At 54.0% G+C, this 16038-nt stretch carries 17 protein-coding genes and 1 riboswitch; of the genes, 6 read left to right on the top strand and 11 right to left on the bottom strand.

What is annotated here, in order from left to right; translation table 11 throughout:
• Genes IBT54_RS00890 through IBT54_RS00880 form a run of 3 tightly spaced genes read right to left on the bottom strand, consistent with a single transcriptional unit; the run spans position 1 to position 2995 of the window.
• Positions 1-840 carry a carbohydrate ABC transporter permease gene (locus IBT54_RS00890; RefSeq protein WP_033785106.1) on the bottom strand — a complete coding sequence of 280 codons (840 nt, stop codon included), beginning with the start codon at positions 838-840 and terminating at the stop codon, positions 1-3.
• On the bottom strand, positions 830-1738 hold the full coding sequence (locus IBT54_RS00885; RefSeq protein ID WP_201251509.1) for a carbohydrate ABC transporter permease: 909 nt from the start codon (positions 1736-1738) through the stop codon (positions 830-832). The genes IBT54_RS00890 and IBT54_RS00885 overlap by 11 nt, the downstream gene beginning before the upstream one ends.
• Before the next feature lie 9 nt (positions 1739-1747).
• Positions 1748-2995, bottom strand: a complete 1248-nt coding sequence (locus IBT54_RS00880; RefSeq protein ID WP_201251330.1) for an extracellular solute-binding protein — start codon at positions 2993-2995, stop codon at positions 1748-1750.
• A gap of 306 nt (positions 2996-3301) precedes the next feature.
• Between IBT54_RS00880 and IBT54_RS00875 the strand changes: the two genes are divergently transcribed.
• A complete protein-coding gene (locus IBT54_RS00875) occupies positions 3302-4471 on the top strand; it encodes an ROK family transcriptional regulator (protein ID WP_033785102.1) in 1170 nt (389 codons plus the stop codon).
• Between the two features lie 37 nt (positions 4472-4508).
• Here the strand turns inward: IBT54_RS00875 and IBT54_RS00870 are convergent, their stop codons facing one another.
• The 3 genes from IBT54_RS00870 to IBT54_RS00860 form a co-directional block, all read right to left on the bottom strand.
• Positions 4509-5783, bottom strand: coding sequence for a Glu/Leu/Phe/Val dehydrogenase (locus tag IBT54_RS00870; protein WP_201251329.1), 1275 nt, complete (start codon positions 5781-5783; stop codon positions 4509-4511).
• Positions 5784-6248: 465 nt separating this feature from the next.
• Positions 6249-6638, bottom strand: coding sequence for a DUF1090 domain-containing protein (locus IBT54_RS00865; protein WP_033785099.1), 390 nt, complete (start codon positions 6636-6638; stop codon positions 6249-6251).
• Positions 6639-6758: 120 nt separating this feature from the next.
• Positions 6759-7529: a MerR family transcriptional regulator gene (locus IBT54_RS00860; RefSeq protein WP_013196278.1), complete on the bottom strand. Its 771-nt coding sequence runs from the start codon at positions 7527-7529 to the stop codon at positions 6759-6761.
• Between the two features lie 360 nt (positions 7530-7889).
• Here IBT54_RS00860 and IBT54_RS00855 point away from each other — a divergent pair, with 360 nt between their 5' ends.
• On the top strand, positions 7890-8285 hold the full coding sequence (locus tag IBT54_RS00855) for a hypothetical protein (protein ID WP_201251328.1): 396 nt from the start codon (positions 7890-7892) through the stop codon (positions 8283-8285).
• Positions 8286-8328: 43 nt separating this feature from the next.
• Here IBT54_RS00855 and IBT54_RS00850 read toward each other — a convergent pair whose 3' ends face one another.
• Positions 8329-8802, bottom strand: a complete 474-nt coding sequence (locus IBT54_RS00850) for a nuclear transport factor 2 family protein (RefSeq protein ID WP_013196275.1) — start codon at positions 8800-8802, stop codon at positions 8329-8331.
• A 55-nt stretch (positions 8803-8857) separates the two neighbouring features.
• The gene (locus IBT54_RS00845; protein ID WP_033735722.1) at positions 8858-9292 is read right to left on the bottom strand and encodes a 6,7-dimethyl-8-ribityllumazine synthase; all 435 of its coding nucleotides are present in this window, start codon (positions 9290-9292) and stop codon (positions 8858-8860) included.
• A 388-nt stretch (positions 9293-9680) separates the two neighbouring features.
• Between IBT54_RS00845 and IBT54_RS00840 the strand changes: the two genes are divergently transcribed.
• Positions 9681-10388, top strand: a complete 708-nt coding sequence (locus IBT54_RS00840) for a phage antirepressor KilAC domain-containing protein (protein WP_201251327.1) — start codon at positions 9681-9683, stop codon at positions 10386-10388.
• A gap of 135 nt (positions 10389-10523) precedes the next feature.
• On the opposite strand, the gene IBT54_RS00835 is transcribed toward IBT54_RS00840, so the two are convergent.
• Entirely contained in the window at positions 10524-11321 is a 798-nt protein-coding gene (locus IBT54_RS00835; protein ID WP_013196271.1) for a MetQ/NlpA family ABC transporter substrate-binding protein, read from the bottom strand.
• Positions 11322-11595: 274 nt separating this feature from the next.
• Between IBT54_RS00835 and IBT54_RS00830 the strand changes: the two genes are divergently transcribed.
• A complete protein-coding gene (locus IBT54_RS00830; protein WP_013196270.1) occupies positions 11596-11979 on the top strand; it encodes a cupin domain-containing protein in 384 nt (127 codons plus the stop codon).
• A 167-nt stretch (positions 11980-12146) separates the two neighbouring features.
• Complete coding sequence (locus IBT54_RS00825; protein WP_201251326.1) at positions 12147-12728, top strand: DJ-1/PfpI family protein; 582 nt, start codon at positions 12147-12149, stop codon at positions 12726-12728.
• Positions 12729-12790: 62 nt separating this feature from the next.
• Here the strand turns inward: IBT54_RS00825 and IBT54_RS00820 are convergent, their stop codons facing one another.
• Positions 12791-13477 carry a molybdate ABC transporter substrate-binding protein gene (locus IBT54_RS00820; protein ID WP_201251325.1) on the bottom strand — a complete coding sequence of 229 codons (687 nt, stop codon included), beginning with the start codon at positions 13475-13477 and terminating at the stop codon, positions 12791-12793.
• Positions 13477-14526 carry an ABC transporter substrate-binding protein gene (locus tag IBT54_RS00815; RefSeq protein ID WP_201251324.1) on the bottom strand — a complete coding sequence of 350 codons (1050 nt, stop codon included), beginning with the start codon at positions 14524-14526 and terminating at the stop codon, positions 13477-13479. Before IBT54_RS00815 ends, IBT54_RS00820 begins: the two co-directional genes overlap by 1 nt.
• 286 nt (positions 14527-14812) lie before the next feature.
• A riboswitch (guanidine-I (ykkC/yxkD leader) is annotated at positions 14813-14911 on the top strand.
• A 60-nt stretch (positions 14912-14971) separates the two neighbouring features.
• Here IBT54_RS00815 and IBT54_RS00810 point away from each other — a divergent pair.
• A complete protein-coding gene (locus tag IBT54_RS00810) occupies positions 14972-16027 on the top strand; it encodes a putative urea ABC transporter substrate-binding protein (protein WP_201251323.1) in 1056 nt (351 codons plus the stop codon).
• The last annotated feature ends 11 nt before the right edge of the window (positions 16028-16038 follow it).

The following is a 16038-nucleotide window of genomic DNA, read 5'->3' as shown; positions in this document are numbered from 1 at the left end:
TTATCCTTTACTCCCGCCGCTGGTAAGACCGCTGACCAGCGTCTTCTGCAACCAGATGGCAATAAACAGAGGCGGCACCGACGCCAGAATGCCAATCGCTGCAATCAGCCCGTCATCGGTGGCGCGTCCGGCGGTGAAGCCGGCAATCGCGACCGGCAGGGTCTGTGCCGAAATATTGCTGGTGAACAGCAGCGCATAGAAAAACTCATCCCAGGCGAGCAGCCAGCCAAACAGTGCCGCGGCACCCAGTACCGGCTTCGCCAGCGGCAGCGTGATACGCAGCAGGACCTGCCAGAAGCGCAGGCCATCCAGCCGTGCCGCCTGTTCGATATCGCGCGGCAGCGAGTCAAACTGATTCTTCAGCATCCAGGTCAGAAACGGCAGGATCAGCGAGCAGTAGACCATCACCAGACCGGGACGGGTGTTGAGCAGCCCCAGCTGTTGCAGCAGAAAGTAGAGCGGCAGCACAAACGCCACCGGCGGCACCATGTAGATCGCCAGTGCGCCGGAAAGCCAGGCATCGCGACCGCTGTAGCGTGAGAAGCTGAACGCCGCCGGTATCGCCAGCAGCAGCGAGATCGCCGTGGCAACCGTCGCCACCAGCACACTGTTGCCCAGTGCATGCAGGAAAATGTTGCCCGGCTGGTTGGGAGCCAGCGAAACCAGCCCCTGATAGCGACTGAAATCCCACTGACGTGGCAGCCATTCCAGTGGCAGGCGGGAGAGATCGCTGGCGGAGCTGACGCTCATCAGAAACAGCCAGCCCATCGGGGCCAGAATGCTGATGGCGACCAGCAACGCCGCGCCGTAACGCAGCACCCGGCGCAGTTTAGTTTTCATAAGCGGAACTCCGGCGGCGCTGATGCCATAACATCAGCAGGTAAAGCGTGATTAGCAGAGCGCACATCAGGGTCATCAGGATCGCGTAAGCGGCACCGCTGCCGGCACGCAGGTAGCTGAAGGACTCCTGATAGACAAAAAAGCTCAGAGTTTTGGTACTGTCCACCGGCCCGCTGCGCGTCATCACGTAGATAATGTCAAAGATCTTAAAGGCATCGATGGTACGTAACACCAGCGCGACGCCCAGCGGAGCAACAATCGCCGGGAAGGTAATGGCGCGGAAACGCCGCCAGGCAGATGCGCCATCCAGCCGTGCCGCCTCGAACAGATCTTCAGGGATCGACTGCAGCGCTGCCAGCACCAGCAGCGTAACCAGCGGATAGTTTTTCCAGATATCTGCAAACATCACCGCATTGAGCGCCGCGTCCGGCGAGCCCAGCCAGCTGCGATAGCCATCAATAATGCCGAGCTGGCTGAGCAGGGCGTTGATGCTACCGTAATCGGGATTAAAGTTGAGCCGCCACATCATGGCATTGACGATGGTCGGCAGCGCCCACGGCAGAATCACCAGCACCCGCAGCACGTTGCGCCCGACGAATTTCTGATTCAGCAGCAGCGCTACCAGCACGCCAATGACGCCTTCAAAGGTGACAGACACCAGCGTGAAGTAGAGCGTGCGCCAGACAGACGCCCGAAAATCGGGATCGCTCAGCGCATAGAGGTAGTTTTCCAGCCCAATCCAGGCAGGCGTTTCACCGCTGCCAATCAGCGCAGCATCGGTAAAGCTGAGCCAGATGGTGCGCAGCAGGGGCCAGGCGGTTAACAGCAGCATCACCAGCAGCATGGGTGCCAGCAGCACCCATGCCTGACGCTGTTCGCGTTGACGCAGACTCAGCATCATGACTCCTTAACGCAGCCGGGCGGCGCTTTTGTCCACCGTCGCCATCGCGTCCTGCGCCGGGGTTTTACCCAGCAAGACCTGCTGTAACTGTTGCTGCAGCTGGTTCGACAGGCGTGAATAGTCGGCGGTTTCAGGACGTGACAGCATCACGTTTAGCGATTTGTCCGCTGCGGCAATCAGGCTCTCCTGATCCTTTTTCACCGCCTCGTCCTGATAAGAGGATTTCCAGATCGGCAGGCTGAGCTTCGCATACTGGTTTTGCACCGGCTGCGAAGTCATGTACTGAATATACTGCCACGCCTCGTTAGCATTCGTGCTGCCTTTGGTGATCCCCAGACCCATCGAACCATTCACCGCACCCACTTTTCCTGGCGCATCACCCGGCGCAGGCATGATGCCAATATCACCGGCTACTTTGCTCTGCTTAGGGTCGTTTGCCATGTTGTACATGTAGGTCCAGTTCAGCGCGAACGCCGCATCGCCATTCGAAAACGATTTGCGCACGTCCTCTTCCAGATATTCACGGGAAGCCGGATTACTCAGGCCGTCATCGAGCGAGCTTTTCATCAGGTTCAGCGCCTTGAGTGAAGCCGGGCTGGAGAAGTCGAGCTTACCGTTCTGATAGAACTGCCCACCAAAGCCTGATACCAGCGTGGTGTAGTCACATACCAGCGCTTCCGCCTGAGACCAGCTCCAGACCAGCGGGTAAGTCACAATCTTTTTCTCTTTGATAATTTTCGCGTCATCCAGCACCTGCTGCCAGGTCTGTGGCGGCGTGGTGATGCCGGCTTTCGCCAGCATTGCTTTGTTGTAGTAGAGGTATTTGGTATCAAGGATCCACGGCATCCCCAGTGTTTTACCTTTAAAAATCACCGTGTTCATCGCGCCCGGGAAGACTTTCTCTTTCTCCTCTGGCGTAATGCGCGCGCTGACATCCTGCAGCAGATCGAAGCGGGTAAATTCCGCTGGCCAGATGGCGTCGAACAGCACCACATCATAGCCATTGCCGCCTGCGCCACGCGCCGCCACAATCTTATCGTGCAGCGCTTCATAGGGAACAAACTCCAGATTGACGGTGACATCCGGATGCTGCTTCTGAAAATTCTGCGTCATCGCGCGAATGTCATTCTCGCTATAGGCCGCCTGGGTCATAAACAGGGCATTAATCTGGCTGGCCGCCACCGCGCTGCCTGCGCTTAACATCAGTAAGGCGGCAAAACCGGCTTTCAGTTGAGGGGTGTAACGCTGTGACATGGTCTTCTCCACTAGTTAGCAACAGGGCAGCAGCAAGCTGTCGGTTAATTAAATCAATTTGATTGATTTAATCGGGGGCATAATTCTGGTCAGCGGGTGAACTGACCTGTCAGTATCAAGCAAACGGCGTGCCACAAGATTAAAAACAACGCAACAGTGCCGTAACAACGCTGAAACTCAGACTGCGCTTTTATGGCAAAATTGCCTATTCTGATGCGCGGGATTTGCGTGCAGGATCAAAGATATTGTTTGCCCGAACGCTATCAGAGACCAATACTGTCGGGTCGCGCTGTAATGGAAAACAACATGAAAACCTCGGGTACAAACCTTGAACATGCGCGGGCGCACAACCGGCGTGTTGTGATTGAAGCCATTCGCCTGCACGGTGAGCTGACTCGTGCCGAACTGGCGCGCATGACGGCACTGACGCCACAGACTGTGTCGAATATCGTGGCGGAACTGGAGCAGGCCGGACTGCTGACCAGCCGTCAGCCGCGCCGCAGCGGGCGCGGTCAGCCTTCAATTCCGGTCACACTCAATCCCACCAGTGCCTGGTCGATTGGCATTCATCTCGATCACCAGACGCTCTTGCTGGTGCTGGTCGATCTGAGCGGTGAAGTGCATTTCCGCCGCCTCGTGCTGGTGCAAAAGCCTCAGCCTGCTGCCACCCTGGCGTGCATTGCTGGCGTGCTGGAGGAGATGCGCGCTTTTCTGGGCACGCAGTGGAAAAAGGTACTGGGGATCGGCGTGGTGATGCCGGGACCTTTTGGCGTGGAGGGCATTTCATCCGTCGGGCCGACCACGCTGAACGGCTGGGAGCAGGTGGATATCGAGGCGGAACTCGCCGCCCTCAGCGGCCTGCCGGTAACGCTGGAAAACGACGCCACGGTCGCCGCCATCGGCGAACGCTTTCACGGTACGGCGCGCCATCTTAACTCCTTTATCTATCTCTACATCGGCACCGGACTGGGTGCCGGCATCTTCACCGATGGCCACATCTATACCGGTCATGCTCATAATGCCGGAGAGATTGGCCACATCGTGGTAGAGCCGGGCGGACGTGACTGCTACTGCGGTAATCAGGGTTGCCTGGAACGTTATGTCTCATTACAGGCCGCCTATGAATTCTGTGGTCTCGATCCGATGCGGGCGCTGCCTGAAGATCTGCTGCAGATTGAACCCGCGCGTTTCACCGCCTGGATTGAGAGCGTGATAACGCCGTTGCGTCAGGCAATCAATATTCTGGAATCAGTGTTTGATGCAGAGGCGGTGATTATTGGCGGGATGATGCCTGCGCCGTTGCTGGAGCAGATGGTCGCGCGCCTGCCGCCACTTTATCAGTCGGTGCGTGGACGTTACCTGTTAGATATGCGACTGAAGACGGGCATGACCGGCAGCGATACCGCTGCGCTGGGGGCCGCAGCGTTACCGATCTTTGATGAATTCAATCCGCAGTTTCAGGTGCTGATGAAGTAGAAAAACGGCGCTGTCGCAGACAACAGCGCCATAAGCATTAACCCGGGTAGATACCGCGATCTTTACGTGCCATCAGGATCCGTTCACACGCCACGATATACGCCGCAGTGCGCAGCGAGCAATCCTTCTCCTTTGACTTCTCCCAGATATGAACCATCGCTTCAGTCATAATCTTATCGGAGCGACGATTGATCTCATCTTCACTCCAGAAGAAGCTGGCCATGTCCTGAACCCATTCGAAGTAGCTGACGGTCACGCCGCCGGCATTACAGACCACATCCGGCACTACGATAATGCCGCGCGTTGCCAGCATGTCATCGGCATCCGGATAGGTCGGGCCGTTTGCGCCTTCCAGCACGATTTTGCAGCTCAGCATCTCTGCGCGGTCGCGGGTAATCTGACCTTCCAGCGCGGCCGGGATCAGGATATCCATCTCAGTGGTCCAGAACGCCTCTTTATCAATGCTTTGCGCACCAGGGAAACCGGCAATCTGCTTGTGGGCGATCTGCCATTCGCTCAGCGCGGCCATATCAATGCCATCTGAATTATAAATCGTCGCCGTGTGGTCCTGAATCACCACCACGCGCGCGCCCGCCTCGTCAAACAGGCGTGCTGCTTCGCTGCCAACGTTACCGAAGCCCTGAACCGCCACGCGGGCGCCTTCGATTTCAATACCTGAACGACGAGCCACTTCCCGGCCAGTAATAAACACGCCACGGCCGGTCGCTTTTTCGCGGCCCAGTGAACCGCCCAGGTGAATCGGTTTGCCGGTCACTACACCGGTAATCGTGGTGCCGTGGTTCATGGAGTAGGTATCCATCATCCACGCCATCACTTTGCTGTTAGTGCCGACGTCCGGTGCCGGAATATCTTTTTGCGGTCCAATGATGATGCCGATCTCGCTGGTATAACGACGGGTCAGCCGCTCAAGTTCACCCTCGGAGAGTTTGAAGGGATCGACCCGGATGCCGCCCTTAGCCCCACCGTAAGGCAGGTTAACCGCAGCACATTTAATGGTCATCCACGCAGAGAGCGCCATGACTTCGTTCAGGTCGACAGCCGGGTGATAGCGAATACCACCTTTACCCGGGCCGCGTGAAAGGTTGTGCTGAACGCGATAGCCTTCGAAATGGCGAATTGAGCCATCATCCATCTGGAGAGGAATGTCGACAATCAGCGCACGTTTTGGATGCCGCAAAGTATCTATCCAACGTGAAAGGTCGCCCAGATAGGGCGCAACCCGGTCGATTTGCTGTAAGTAGGTGGACCAGGCAGATGTGCTGCTTTCAGACGCATAAGATAACTTATCCATAAAAAACCTTTCTTAATGAAGTTATTTATTGTGTGGAGCCGTGGATGGTGAGCGCATTGTATGGCGCGGACATAATCTAACACTTCTGAAACAAATAAGATGGGATGCCTGCCCTGTAAAAGTGCAGTTGTGCCCCAATTTGGGGCGTACTCAGTGAATAGATTTTGAGAGATGCCCTTTAAAGGCGAATAATCATGCGATCCAGGTGCGTACGGACTGCATATAAGGGAGGATCTTGCCATCTTTCAATTCTTTGAGGGCGTTCAAAAAGTTAAATAATTGATCTTAACTTCATTGACTTTGGTGCACCAATTAAGTGCATTAGAATAAGTAATCAAAGGATTACCATAAGTAATGGATTGGGCAGGAAATAAGCAATTTAATCATCTGGTTAGATTAAATAAGATTGCTGAGGGCGGGGGAAGACAAATAGCGGGCCAGCGCTGAAAGGCTGGCCCGGAAGATTTATTGGTGCAAAGCCTGTTCGGCTTCTTTCAGCTCTTCACGCGCTTCTGCCAGCTTATCTTCGCGCTTCTGAATCTTGCTGGCACTGCGTCCTTCCGCTTTCGCTTTTGCCAGCTCCTGTTCACGCTCCTGCACCTTAAACTTTTTCTCTGCCACTTTTTCCTGGCGCTGCTTTAACAGGCTCCCTTCAGTGCAGTTCTGATCTACTTCGCGCAGCGCTTTTTCAAGGCCGGCAACCTGATGGGTATTATTGTGCTGGCGGGCGAAGGAAATCTGGGTCTCAATCTCCTGCTTTTTAGCGGCACAACCGGTCAGATTAGATGCCGCATGCGCAGCGGTGAAAGTCAGTGGCAACAGGCAAAGGCTGAGGGTCAGTAAAGTCTTTTTCATCGTAGTCTCGTCAATGAGTCAGGTTGAGGCACTAGTATACGTAGCCACCTTAAGAGATTCTTAACGGAAAAGATTATTTACTGGCGCGGAAAAGCGGGGGAATGGAAAAGCTGCCTGCTGTCAGGCAGCGCTGGAAGAGGAGGTCTGTGAAAAATGCAGATTACGATCAGGTCCACTGAGCATAACCGGAAAACCATCTTCACTCTGCTGTTCAAAATAGTCCTGCATTACCTGACTGATCCCTGCACCACACCACATCACATGATGCTGATGGATGGCGGTTTTAATAGCAGGCTGTCCGGTGGCACGTGAGTCAACCGCGACATTAAAGCCCATCGCCGTCAGACGAATCGCCTCCAGCCAGATTTCTGTTTTATCGAGTACGCTCACTGCTTCCAGAAACAGAGGAACGGACGATTCATTGCGCGATGAGACGCGCATCACTTTGTCCGCCTGCTGCTTGACGGTTTGCTCAAAACGGTGGAGCCGTCGTGACGCGCCCTGACGGTGATCGGCATAAAGCCAGACGCTAAGCGGCCGCAGCAAATTAGTGATTAAATCATCACCGCTGTAGTTACTGGACATGTTGTGCATTTGACGTGAAAGCGACAGCGGTGTGCCAAATTCAAGCTGCCAAAGCATGTCGCCCTTGCGCGCCGCCCAGCCGTAAGTCTTGACCGCTGAGGCGTCCTGCAGACCCTGCCTGATCTCGTTAAGTGTTGCACCGGTTGCCGTTAAACCAACCAGAGTGTGGATTTCGCTAAGATGAGCATTACTCCACTCGTCAGCATTCTGCTGTGATGTCAGTAATCCCTGCTTCATCCAGCGCTTCAGATTCGCGGGATGCGTGCCGGTTATCGCACAAACAGTATCAGTAGTATGAAATTGCATATCGTGCCCTCTGCTGAGGGAAAGGCCGCCGGAATTAACCGGGGATGAACAACCACTATGAACCTTATAATCGTGAATTAACAGCGTTAACGCCTGTTAAAAGCGCAAAACAGCACGCGTCACGCTGCGCTTATTCGGGTTACTGAACAGGTTAAATTCAGCGCGATCAGCAGGTTAAATGCGCTATAACTCATCATAAAAAGACTGTGTATTTATTCAGTAAAGATTCTTTACGCAATTAGCTCGTAAAAGCAGCGCTGTTTTGTCCATTTTAAGAGCATGCTGACTTCCCACCCCCTTACATCCGGCCTGCAAACCGCTAAAATAGTCGGTTCTGATGATCAGGAGAAAGAGTGTCCAATGCGTTATCGTTTTACTCTCGCCGTTGTGACGGTTGCTGCTGTACTGACCGGCTGTGCGAAACACGCCGCCAGCGATGCACCAGATGAATTTGCTGCTGGTCCGACACAGATCGATGTCTCACATATCAAGACCCGCGCGGATGATGGTTCCAGTGTATTCCTGACGGTAGATGGTAAAGACGCTGGCAGATTGCCGAATGGTGAAAGCAAACTGCTGCATGTGCCGGCGGGTAAGCATCAGGTGGGGGGATATGTGCCGACGCTGTTTGGTATGGGCCGTGTCACCATTGCGCCAGTTGAAGTGACCACGTCACCTGAAGATGTCAAAAAGGTGGCCTATACGATCACCCACAACAAAGCGACCTTTGTCGAGAACAAGGGCGAGCAGGGCTGAGTTGATAACGGCGGAGAGCAGCGCTCTCCGCTGGAAAAGCCTGTTATAGACCGAGCTCGCTCAGGGAAGGATGGTCATCCGGGCGACGCCCCTGTGGCCAGTGAAACAACCGCTGTTCTTCGCTGATTTTCAGGTCGTTGATGCTGGCATAACGCTGCATCATCAAACCCTGCTCATCAAACGCCCAGTTCTCGTTTCCATAAGAGCGATACCACTGTAGCTGCTCGTCGTGCCACTCATAGGCAAACCGCACCGCAATCCGGTTCTGGTCAAAACTCCATAGCTCTTTAATCAGCCGATACTGCTGCTCTCGCTGCCATTTTTGCTGCAGGAACGCGACAATATCTGCCCGGCCGGTCAGAAAGGTATCGCGATTACGCCACCGGCTATCTGCCGAATAGGCCAGCGCGACACGTTCAGCATCCCGACTGTTCCAGCCATCTTCAGCGAGCCGTACTTTTTCTATTGCCTGTTCAGGCCGTGTAAATGGCGGTAGGGGCGGGCGTAAATTTTCCAACTTTCTCTCCTTAACGGCGCGGGCAGATGCGTTATACGCATCTATGACAGGTTAATCAGAGGTCGAGCGCGTGGATCTGACAGACAGCGCGTGCCGCTTCCTGACCCTTTTTAACAAAGTGCTGGGTATAGAAGTCGATGAATTCTGCCGATGGCTGGAAATTGTGTGGGGTCAGTGACACGGAGAAGACGGGCACGTTAGTCGTCAGCTGCGCCTGCATCAGACCACTCACGACCGCCTGAGCGACGAAATCATGGCGATAGATGCCGCCATCCACCACCAGTGCCGCACAGACAATCGCATCGTAATTGCCTGTCTGTGCCAGACGTTGTGCCAGCAGCGGCATTTCAAAAGCGCCAGGAACATCCCATGTTTTAATCTCGTATGAGGCACCGCGACTTTCCAGTTCCTGTTCAAACCCGGTCAGAACCTGAGAAACGATTTCGCTGTGCCAGTTAGCTTTGATAAAGGCGACTTTCAACGGCTGCATGACTTACTCCAGTAATAGATAACATTCAGTGGTAACGGGCCAGACTGAGCCTCAGCACACTGAATCAAAATAGTGAGCATCGCAGGTCAGTAACCTGCTGAGAGCCTTCACTATACTGCAATGTAAAGAGTCTGTGTCCATCAATGTGATTATATGTAAATAACAGATGGCGTCATTAGCCTTACTGGCTGCAGGAAATGTGCGCATGCCAGTGACTAACTCGCCCTGAACACGTCTTCCAGACCGTAAAACGCCTTCTGCTGCCTTGTTTGCGTAACCGGTTCCATTTACGTTATTGCTTAAATAAAATACTGGATATTTGAACAGGTATTTGTATAATAAATGGACTGCCCGCCGGGTATTGGTAGCGTTAGCGAGGGGTGAACCCATGATGATTTCGACTGAAAGCCTCAAATCTCTGGAACAATCGGTCACAATGAGCAGCCGTGAACTGGCTCAGATGACCGGCATTACACACGGAGAAGTGAAGCGGTTAATCAAAAGTCTGGAAACGGCTCAGCGTCTTTCTCAGCCACTCAAAGTAAATGACTATGAGCGGGATGGAGAAGTGCGCCAGGAGTATCGTCTCAGCAAGCGTGACTCTCTGTTGGCTGTAGCGCGTCTTTCCCCCGGCTTTACGGCTGAAGTGCTGGACCGCTGGCAGGATCGTGAAAAAACCACGCATCTGCCTGACTTCACCAACCCGGCTGAAGCGGCTCGCGCATGGGCCGAGCAGTTTGAACAGCGTCAGGCAGCGGAGCAGCAGTTGGCCCTCTCGGCTCCCAAGGCGGCGTTCTTTGATAGCTTCATAGAAGTTGACGACTCGCTGGGTTTTCGTCAGCTCTGCAAGATGCTGAAAGTGAAAGAGCCGGAGTTCCGCCAGTTCCTGCTGGAGCGCAACATCATGTACCGCGCCAAAGGAACGCTGACGCCGCAACACTACCATCTGCAGGCGGGCTACTTTACGCTGCATACCGGTACCGGTGAAAACCAGCACGCGTTTTATCAGGCGCGCTTCACCTCAAAAGGGGTGAAATGGGTAGCGAGTCTGTGGGCGGGACATCTCTCTGCTCAGCCTAAAGGTGCAGCCGCGTAACTTCACCTCTGGCTTTCCTGACGGTCGCCTGCACACAACCCGTGCCGACAGGCGTGCAGATGAAAAATGCAGAATAAAAAAGGCCGCATCAGAGTGCGGCCTTTATTGATCGTTCAGGATCGATTACCGGGCGGTTTACCAGCCTTTAATGGCGTCACCCTTATAGACTTCTTCCGCTTTGGCCGCAACTTCCGGTGACTGCAGCGCAGACTTCAGCTTCTGAATTTTGTCGCTGTCTTTATTATCTTCACGTGATACCAGTGCATTGACGTAAGGCGACGAGGCACTTTCCATAAATAAACCATCGCGGTGTGCTGATAATCCAGCCTGAGCCGAGAAGTTGGTATTGATGATGGATAAAGAGACGTTAGGATCGTCTAACGTGCGGGTCAGCTGTGGCGTGTCCACTTCAACCAGCTTCAGATTTTTTGGATTTTCGATGATATCCAGCGAGGTCGGTAAATAACCCACACCGTCTTTCAGTTTAATCAGACCCTGCGCCTGAAGTAACAGCAGGCTGCGTCCCAGCGTGGTCGCCTCGTTAGAGATAGTAACGGTCGCACCATTCTGCAGTTCACTGATGTTTTTGATTTTGTGCGAATAGGCCGCAATCGGGAACACGAAAGTCTTGCCTACCACCGCAAATTTATAACCGCGCTCTTTCGACTGATCCTCAAGATAAGGCAGGCTCTGGAAGGCGTTGGCATCAACCTCTTTGTTATTCAGTGCTTCGTTTGGCAGCACATAATCATTGAAGTTAAGAACTTCGACATCGAGCTTGTATTTATCTTTAGCAACCTGCTGTACCACCTGCCAGATTGCTTCATCCGGCCCGGTATTAATCGCGACTTTAACTTTGTTATCGTCGTCTTTAGAGCAGGCGGATAATAATAAAACAGAACTGGCGAGTAATGCCGTAAACAAACCTTTCATTATCAGAAATCCCTCAGATAGTAGATGGCTTCAAAGATAATACAGAACGCAAAGGTTGCGTACTGACGGTGGAATATATCTTATAACCGCAAAGCACATTTCGAACATTAATTAACCATCCACTCTGCTGGCCCGATCATTCCCGCTATTTTTTCTGCACTGGCTGACTGATCGTTTACTGATTCATCACGTATGAAACCCTCAGCGCCATTTTCTTCTACGCTTATTGCTAAGTCACTACTGGCATTCTATTGAGTAACAACAGGGATTAACCATGTCAAAGCAGGATAACGAAATTAACGCGGTCGAAGTGATGCGCAGCAGCCAGGCCTGGAACGGTGAGGTGATAAATGCTTATCCCACTGGCGAACCTGAACTGACAGTGATGCGACTGTCACTGCCTGCTCATACGTCATTGCCCTGGCACACCCACCCGATGCCGAATACGGCGTTTGTTCTTTCTGGCGCACTGATTGTTGAGGATAAAGAGAGCGGCGAACAGCGCACGTTTACAGCAGGTGAAGCTCTGAATGAAACGGTTAATAGCGCGCATCGTGGTTATACTCTGGATGAACCTGCTGAATTGGTGATCACCTATGCAGGAGTAAAAGGGCAGGAACTGACCGAGCCGCTGCCGGGAGAACCTGAAGAGTTTTAAGTAGCGGCGTTTGCCATAACACATGACGGCAGTGTTTTCGCTACCGTTGCTAACCTCTGAAATAAACCCCGCCCGGATTTGATTCGGATCAGTAAACGGTGTGTCTGCACAGACCAGGATTAACGTTCTTTGCTCCAACCACACCCACAATGTAAAAGGATTTTTTCATGGATAAGAATGTTGCCCTGCTGCTCGCGCCCGGTTTTGAAGAAGCTGAAGCCATCATCACGCTCGATATTCTTTCACGTCTGGGCATTCGCGTGACCACTGTGGCCTGTCAGCCCTACAGGGAAGTCACCAGCTACCATCAGGTGAAGGTCGTGGCCGATGAGCTGCTGGAGGAGAATCGCGAGCGGCTGTTTGATGCGGTGATTGTGCCAGGCGGCCCGGACGGCAGCAAAAATCTGTCAGCGAATGCTGCGGTGACCGATTTTATTCGCCGACATGATGAAGCGGGTCGTCTGGTCTGCCCAATCTGTTCCGCAGCGGCCAGAGTGCTGGCACCTCACGCGCTTTTGAAGGGACGGCGTTATGTCAGTTCCGGTACCTCTTCAGAGGGTGTGACCGATGGCGTTTACGTTAATGCATCGATTGTGAAAGATGGCAATCTGCTGAGCGGACAGGATCTGGGCGCGGCGTTTGATTTCGCCTTCGCCATTGCTTTTACTCTGACAGGTGAGGGCGACAAAGCCACTGAACAGGCGGAACACATCAGTCACAAGCTTAAAGTGGATTTCGCTAAGCTCTGATTTGATTTGGCGCCCCCGAAGCGGCAGGCTGACGGGGCGCACAGTAATTGAAAAAGCGCTTTTTATTCACAACCAAATCCCGCATCCCGCAATACCCTTTTTGCCTGCTCTGAACCTAAGAACATCGCCAGCCTTTGCGCCTGTGGCGTGATGACCGCACAGGCATAGCGTGCAACAGGATTAACAGCCGCCGGAATATTCACTACCGTCAGCCCGGCAATCCGGCTCAGGGCTGTCCGATAGCTGTCATAGCCGATAAACAGATCCGCCATATCCGCCTGAATAATCCACTCCGCTGCCAGCCTGCCTGCGGGAATGGCTGCTGATTCACGCCCGCCAACCAGCGCGAGGGCGCGCTGGCGCACCGCTTCACCGGCATTACCTATCCGGGAGAAAAGAATCTGCGTATAGTCACCCGACGGGTCGGCACCAGGTGTGGACGTGGCGATTCGCAGCGAGTCACGGGTGAGCAACGTATACCAGTCGTCTCCAGGAAGAAGACAATCGCTTCGCACCGTAATGCAGAGCCGGTTGGTGGCAAACGGCATGACTGCCAGCGCGCGTCCGGCAGCCCGCAGCGTCTGCGGATGATCTTCACTGGCTGAAGCAAAGAGGTCGCACCGCTCACCAGCCTCAATCCGTTCGCGGAGCAGGCCAGCCGGACCAAAACGGGTTTCAACCGGCTCCGGAAAGGACGCCATTAGTGTCGGCCAGACGTCTTTCAGGCTGCCCGCCGCCAGTACCTGCATTACTCTGGCCCCTGATAAGTGGTGCGATAAAAACGCTGATACCAGCGGTTAGCCAGTTTGTTCGTGTCGACATCCTGAAACTTCTGCGGATAGAGTTTTTTTGCCATCCACAGCTCGCCAAGCCCCATCGCTTCCGGCATCGGATAGCCCCAGGCTTTGGCGTAGTCCGGCATCAGATAAACGCGATGGTTTTTGACCGCGTCAATCGCCTGCCATTGTGGAGAGCTGTTGATTTCATTCACGACAGAGGGGTAACGGTCCTGGACTAAAATCACCTGCGGATCCCAGGCGATCACCTGCTCCATCGACACGGTTTTAAATCCTTTCACGGTCGCCGCGGCGACATTAACCGCTCCCGCATGCTGCATCATCAGACCGGTATATTTCCCGGAGCCATAAGTAGTCAGTTGCGGATTGGCTATATAGGCGCGAATACGTTTCTCCGCCGGTATATCTTTCAGGCGGTCGCTGACGATTTTGCGACCCTGATCTGTGGCGTCAATCAGCGCTTTCGCTTCGGCGGGTTTGTTGACGATCTCGCCAATCAGCGTAATGCCTTCGCGCAGACCTTTGTCATAGGCCATTTCCTCATCACTGAGAGTCGGGTTCATTTTGTCCTGTTCACCCGGCAGGTCATGACGCAGCGAGATAGCCACGACAGGGATCCCCAGCGCGGTAATGCTGTCGATCATCTCATGCGGGGCATAGTTGGTGACAAACACCACCTGCGGATGCAGCGCCACCAGTTTCTCCGGATCAACATGCGTCAGATCCCCAAGCACAGCCATATGGTTCAGCTCAGGGGCGAGTCGGGCATAGCCGTCGCCGAGCTGCTGCTTCCAGTTCGCCATCACCCCGACGATTTTATCGGTGGCGTTCATCTGCACCAGCAGGTTCAGCGTCTGGTGCTGAAGCACAACAATGCGGTTAACGTGGTCAGGAATCGAAACCTGACGGCCAATCTGGTCGGTGATCTGGCGCGATGCCTGAGAAGAGAGTGGAAGGAGTATCAGTAAACCGAGTGTGCATGTCTGCCAGAAGCGCTTCATTAACTATCCTCGAAAATCGTTATGCATTTGATTATATAGCGATAGGTGATGTGCGTCACGGTCTGGGGCATTATTTTGGGATAGCAGCAGGTAGAAAAAGAGACTGACAGCGCATATCGCCCTTATCCCTAACACAGCACTGATTATGTGCAATGCCCGTTGCTGGTTCACCATCCCGGTGCCTTCCGTGCCGAAAACCGTCTACCTTGCTGATATTTATGGCTTTAATTTCTGGCACGCCATTTGCTGACGTCTTAGCAGTAAGCAGCGTATGACACATTGATAGCAAATAGCTGGCTAGGGTTCCGGTTCACGCAGGTGAATGTCTGGTCCGAGAGCTGGCGACCTCTGCGAGGTTACACGGCGGGACAAAAGCCCGGGAGACAGCGGCACCATCTGGTGTCCTGCGCTGCTCCCGTTTTTTTGTGCCAACCAGAGGTCAACCATGAAGAAATCCCCCCTCCTGACGCTGATTCTTTCGCTGACGCTGCTGGTCAGCGCGCCGTCTTTCGCCGCCGTTAAAAAAGAGTTCAACATCTGCTGGACCATTTACGCGGGCTGGATGCCCTGGGGCGCCATCAGCAATGAGAAGATCATTGATAAATGGGCCAGCAAATATGGCATTAAAATCCATATCACTCAGCTCAATGACTACATCGAGTCGATCAACCAGTACACCGCCGGGCAGTTCGACGGCTGCACTATGACGAATATGGATGCCCTGACCATTCCTGCAGCCGGCGGCATTGATAGCACGGCGTTGATCACCGGCAGTTATTCCGATGGAAACGACGGCGTAGTCCTGAAAGGGGAAAATAAGAAACTCAGCGATCTGAAAGGGATGTCGGTCTATCTGCCTGCGCTATCGGTTTCGCACTATCTTCTCGTCCGCGGGCTGGAGAAGGCCGGACTGCAGGAAAAAGACGTTAAAGTCGTGAACACCTCCGATGCCGATATCGTCTCAGCGTTCGGCACCAGCAACGTTAAAGCGGCAGTGGCCTGGAACCCGCAGCTTTCGGTCATCAAAAAGACACCGCAGACGACAGAAGTATTCAGCTCATCGGCCGTGCCGGGCGAGCTGATTGACATGATGGTGGTCAATACCGACACCCTGAAAGATAACCCCGCACTCGGCAAGGCGCTGACCGGTGCCTGGTTTGAGATGATGGCGAAGATGCAGTCCGGAGACACCCAGGCGCTGAGCGGGATGGCTGCCGATTCCGGTACCGATCTTGCCGGTTATAAGGCGCAGCTGAAAACCACCCACCTGTTCTGGACCCCCGCCGAAACCCAGACCTTTGTCTCATCCCCTGAACTGGCGAAAACCATGCAACGCGTCGCTGCGTTCTCCTTTGATAAAGGATTGCTGGGTGAGGGCGCGCAAAGCGCTGACTTCATCGGCATGCGCTTCCCGGGCAACGTCACCGTCGGCGACACCGCAAACATCAAACTGCGCTTTGACGACAGCTATCTGAAGCTGGCCGCTGCGGGCAAGCTGTAATCACCGGACTC

The sequence above is a fragment of the Pantoea sp. S62 genome (genome assembly GCF_016658625.1).
GTDB lineage: Bacteria > Pseudomonadota > Gammaproteobacteria > Enterobacterales > Enterobacteriaceae > Pantoea > Pantoea vagans.
Note: the sequence above shows the minus strand (reverse complement) of the source record. Positions and strands in the feature narration are given on the sequence as shown.

Excerpts from the sequence above, each read along its gene's own strand:
- IBT54_RS00810 (WP_201251323.1), top strand. The coding sequence starts at position 14,972 with ATGAAGAAATCCCCCCTCCTGACGCTGATTCTTTCGCTGACGCTGCTG.
- IBT54_RS00870 (WP_201251329.1), bottom strand. The coding sequence starts at position 5,783 with ATGGATAAGTTATCTTATGCGTCTGAAAGCAGCACATCTGCCTGGTCC.
- IBT54_RS00845 (WP_033735722.1), bottom strand. The coding sequence starts at position 9,292 with ATGCAGCCGTTGAAAGTCGCCTTTATCAAAGCTAACTGGCACAGCGAA.
- IBT54_RS00820 (WP_201251325.1), bottom strand. The coding sequence starts at position 13,477 with ATGCAGGTACTGGCGGCGGGCAGCCTGAAAGACGTCTGGCCGACACTA.
- IBT54_RS00885 (WP_201251509.1), bottom strand. The coding sequence starts at position 1,738 with ATGCTGAGTCTGCGTCAACGCGAACAGCGTCAGGCATGGGTGCTGCTG.
- IBT54_RS00880 (WP_201251330.1), bottom strand. The coding sequence starts at position 2,995 with ATGTCACAGCGTTACACCCCTCAACTGAAAGCCGGTTTTGCCGCCTTA.
- IBT54_RS00825 (WP_201251326.1), top strand. The coding sequence starts at position 12,147 with ATGGATAAGAATGTTGCCCTGCTGCTCGCGCCCGGTTTTGAAGAAGCT.
- IBT54_RS00860 (WP_013196278.1), bottom strand. The coding sequence starts at position 7,529 with ATGCAATTTCATACTACTGATACTGTTTGTGCGATAACCGGCACGCAT.
- IBT54_RS00835 (WP_013196271.1), bottom strand. The coding sequence starts at position 11,321 with ATGAAAGGTTTGTTTACGGCATTACTCGCCAGTTCTGTTTTATTATTA.
- IBT54_RS00855 (WP_201251328.1), top strand. The coding sequence starts at position 7,890 with ATGCGTTATCGTTTTACTCTCGCCGTTGTGACGGTTGCTGCTGTACTG.
- IBT54_RS00830 (WP_013196270.1), top strand. The coding sequence starts at position 11,596 with ATGTCAAAGCAGGATAACGAAATTAACGCGGTCGAAGTGATGCGCAGC.
- IBT54_RS00865 (WP_033785099.1), bottom strand. The coding sequence starts at position 6,638 with ATGAAAAAGACTTTACTGACCCTCAGCCTTTGCCTGTTGCCACTGACT.
- IBT54_RS00840 (WP_201251327.1), top strand. The coding sequence starts at position 9,681 with ATGATGATTTCGACTGAAAGCCTCAAATCTCTGGAACAATCGGTCACA.
- IBT54_RS00815 (WP_201251324.1), bottom strand. The coding sequence starts at position 14,526 with ATGAAGCGCTTCTGGCAGACATGCACACTCGGTTTACTGATACTCCTT.
- IBT54_RS00875 (WP_033785102.1), top strand. The coding sequence starts at position 3,302 with ATGAAAACCTCGGGTACAAACCTTGAACATGCGCGGGCGCACAACCGG.
- IBT54_RS00890 (WP_033785106.1), bottom strand. The coding sequence starts at position 840 with ATGAAAACTAAACTGCGCCGGGTGCTGCGTTACGGCGCGGCGTTGCTG.